This is a genomic window from Frankia nepalensis (genome assembly GCF_016786325.1).
GTDB lineage: Bacteria > Actinomycetota > Actinomycetes > Frankiales > Frankiaceae > Pseudofrankia > Pseudofrankia nepalensis.
In genome coordinates this window covers 1-3,389 of the sequence record NZ_JADWYU010000305.1, presented here as the reverse complement: position 1 = coordinate 3,389, position 3,389 = coordinate 1, and the positions used below count along the sequence as shown (strand labels likewise).

The 3,389-nt window shown below is 68.0% G+C and carries 4 protein-coding genes; all 4 read left to right on the top strand.

From position 1 onward, the window contains the following. Positions 1-141 (top strand): SDR family oxidoreductase (locus I6A81_RS40755; RefSeq protein WP_203008150.1); only part of this gene is annotated, 141 nt, incomplete at its 5' end. Between the two features lie 83 nt (positions 142-224). Continuing rightward, a complete protein-coding gene (locus I6A81_RS40750; RefSeq protein WP_203008148.1) occupies positions 225-1,190 on the top strand; it encodes a TIGR03621 family F420-dependent LLM class oxidoreductase in 966 nt (321 codons plus the stop codon). Further along, the gene (locus I6A81_RS40745; protein WP_203008155.1) at positions 1,190-2,380 is read left to right on the top strand and encodes a cytochrome P450; all 1,191 of its coding nucleotides are present in this window, start codon (positions 1,190-1,192) and stop codon (positions 2,378-2,380) included. The genes I6A81_RS40750 and I6A81_RS40745 overlap by 1 nt, the downstream gene beginning before the upstream one ends. A gap of 38 nt (positions 2,381-2,418) precedes the next feature. Next, positions 2,419-3,159: an SDR family NAD(P)-dependent oxidoreductase gene (locus tag I6A81_RS40740; protein ID WP_203008152.1), complete on the top strand. Its 741-nt coding sequence runs from the start codon at positions 2,419-2,421 to the stop codon at positions 3,157-3,159. The last annotated feature ends 230 nt before the right edge of the window (positions 3,160-3,389 follow it).

Genomic DNA, 3,389 nt, shown 5'->3' with positions numbered 1-3,389 from the left:
GGCCTGATGAACGGCTCCGGCCGGCTCGGCGAACCCGAGGAGATCGCGGGCGCCGTGCTGTTCTTCGCCTCCGACGCCGCCAGCTTCTGCTCCGGCCAGACCCTCTACGTCCACGGCGGCCCCGGCTCGGCCGGCATCTGACGGAATGCTTCCCGGTGGCTCGTCCGGAGCCGTCGGGCGGGAATTCTGGCCGGCCCGCTGGATGATCACCTTAGGTGAGAACGATGACCAAGAAACCGTTCCGCTTCGCGGTCCAGGGGACCAGGGCGACGTCCGCTCGCGAGTGGTACGACCTGGCTCGCAGGGCCGAGGACCTCGGGTACTCGACGCTGTTCGTCGCCGACCACTACCTCGGGCCCGGCCCGGCGGCCCGGGCGTGCAGCCTGCCGCCGCAGCACCTCGCGCCGATCGCGGCGATGGCCGCGGCCGCGGCGGTCACCTCGACGCTGCGGATCGGCTGCCGGGTGTTCTGCATCGACTACCACCTGCCCGCGGTGCTGGTGAAGGAGGCGACAACCGTCGACCTGCTCTCGGATGGCCGGCTCGAGATGGGTATCGGCGCCGGGCTGCAGGTCAACGAGTACAAGGCCCTCGGTATCCCGTTCCAGCCGGGCAAGGTTCGGGTCGACAAGCTCGAGGAAGTCATCGCGCTGCTCAAGGCGCACTGGTCCGGCGAGCCGATCGACGTGCGCGGCGACCATGTGACCGTCAGCGGATACAAGGGGCTGCCGCTGCCGGTCCAGAGGCCGCGTCCGCCGCTGATGATCGGCGGCAACGGCGGGCGCATACTCTCCCTGGCCGCGCGGGAGGCCGAGATCGTCAGCATCTCGAACGTGCCCTTTGACCCGGTCAACGCGGCGGGGCTGACCCCGAGACAGGAGGCCGTTCGCCGGTACGAAGTCGTGCGGGGGGCGGCGGGGGACCGGCTCGCCGAGATTGAGATCGAGGGATCGCCCTACTTCACGATCCTTACCGAGGACCCGGCGGCGGCCTATTCCGACATCGCCAACTGGATCTCGGTCGATGCCGATGTGCTGCCTGAGCATCCCAACGTGCTGGTGGGAACGCTGGACGAGATGGAGCAGCGGCTGCAGGCCAACCGTGCGGAGTTCGGCACCAGCTACGTGACGGTGCCGCAGAACGCGATGGAAACGTTCGTTCCTCTGGTCGAGCGGCTGCGTGGGCGATGATGGCTGACGAGGCTCCCTACTTCGACCCATACGACTCCGAGATCGCCAAGGATCCGTATCCCGTCTACCGGCGGCTGCGCGACGAGGCGCCGCTGTACTACAACGAGCGCCACGACTTCTACGCGCTGAGCCGGTTCGGCGACGTCGAGGCCGCGGTACGGGACCACAAGCGGCTCATCTCAGGCAGGGGCAACATCCTTGAGGTCATTAAGGCCGACCCGAAGATCCCGCGGGGGATTTTCATCAATGAGGATCCGCCCCTGCACACCGTGCACCGTGCCCTGGTCTCGAGGGCCTTCACGCCGCGGAAGATGAGGGCGCTCGAGGACCGGGTGCGGGCGTTCTGCCAGGCGTGCCTGGACCCGCTGGTCGGCGGTGACCGGTTCGACTTCTTCCTCGACCTCGGTGCCCAGCTGCCGATGCGGGTCATCGGCATGCTCCTGGGGATCCCTGATTCCGACCTGCCGGATGTCCGAGACAAGGCCCACCGCACGCTGCGCAACACTCCGGGTGAGCCGCTGGCCGTGAAGAAGGACAGGTACTTCTCCGGCGACGGCTTCGCGGAGTACGTGCGATGGCGGGAGAAGAACCCGTCGGACGACCTGATCACCGAGCTGTTGGGCCTGGAGTTCACCGACATCGACGGAACCGTCCGCCGCCTGCACCGCGACGAACTGCAGGTCTTCCTTGCGGTGATCTCCGCGGCCGGCGTCGACACGACCGGCCGGTTCTTCGGCTGGATGGGGAAGGTCCTCGGCGAGCATCCCGACTCCCGCCGCGAGCTCGCGGCCGATCGAACCCTCATCCCGAACGCGATCGAGGAACTGTTGCGGTTCGAGACGTCGTCGCCGAATGTCGCCCGCCACGTCGCCGAGGACCTGACCTTGTACGGCCAGACGGCGCCGGCTGGCAGCCGGCTGCTGTTGATGCTGTCCGCGGCCAACCGCGACGACCGGCATTTCGAGGACCCGGACCGCTACGACATCCACCGCGGCATCGACAAGCACCTGGCCTTCAGCCAGGGCGCGCACTACTGCCTCGGCGCGGCACTCGCCCGGCTGGAAGCGCGCATCGGACTCGACGAGGTGCTCAACCGCTGGCCCGACTGGGAGGTCGACCTGGACAACGCTGTGCGATCGCCGGCGTCGACCGTGCGCGGCTGGGACAGCATGCCAGCCGTCGTCGGCTGAGAGCTCATACCGGGGCGAAACGAGGAGTCAGTGACGTGGTGGGCAGGCTCGACGGAAAGGTCGCCGTCATCACCGGCGCCGGCTCGGGTATCGGGCGGTCGGCGGCGTTCCTGTTCGCGCGGGAGGGCGCGCACGTGGTGTGCGCGGACGTGAGCGGCCGCGAGAAGCTCACCGCGGAGAAGATCGGCGACGCGGCCATCGCCATCCATGCCGACGTCACATCAGCTGCGGACGTCGAGAACATGGTGACGATCACGGTCGACCGGTTCGGCCAGCTCGACGTGCTGTTCAACAACGCGGGTATAACCGGTCCGCTCGTTCCCCTCGACCAGACGACCGACGAGTACTTCGACGCCGTGATGACGGTCAACGTCAAGGGCGTCTACCTCGGGATGAAGGCCGCCATCCCGGTGATGCTGGCCGCTGGCGGCGGGTCGATCATCAACACCGCGTCTGCGAGCGGCCTCGTCGGCTGGAAGGGCTACGCGCTCTACGCCGCCTCGAAGGGCGCCGTCGTGCAGCTGACGAAGTCTGCCGCGCTCGACTACGCCACGAAGGGCATCCGAATCAATGCCATCTGCCCCGGGATGACGTGGACGGGCCAGGCGAACGCGCCCGACGACTCGCCCCCACCCGACGGGTCCCGCCCCCCACAGCCGATGGGCCGCTGGGGAATACCCGACGAGCTTGCCGCCGCAGCGCTGTTCCTCGCCAGCGACGACGCGTCGTTCGTGACAGGTGTCGCGATGCCCGTCGACGGTGGCTACGTCGCCCGCTGATCTTCTTCGATTCGCCTTGACTCGCTCTCATACCCGTCCCCATCGCCATGTCAGAGCGCCAGCCCTCCACGTCGACCGTCCCTTCCGTGACGTCATGGGTCGTCCGGGCCGCCTGGACCCGACAGACCACCCGACCATGAGCCCACACAACAGGGGAGCAGCATGAGCACCGACAACGAGCTTGAGGAACTGCGTCGCGAGGTCCGTTATGTGAAGGACCGGATCGAGAT

Excerpts from the sequence above, each read along its gene's own strand:
- I6A81_RS40750 (WP_203008148.1), top strand. The coding sequence starts at position 225 with ATGACCAAGAAACCGTTCCGCTTCGCGGTCCAGGGGACCAGGGCGACG.
- I6A81_RS40745 (WP_203008155.1), top strand. The coding sequence starts at position 1,190 with ATGGCTGACGAGGCTCCCTACTTCGACCCATACGACTCCGAGATCGCC.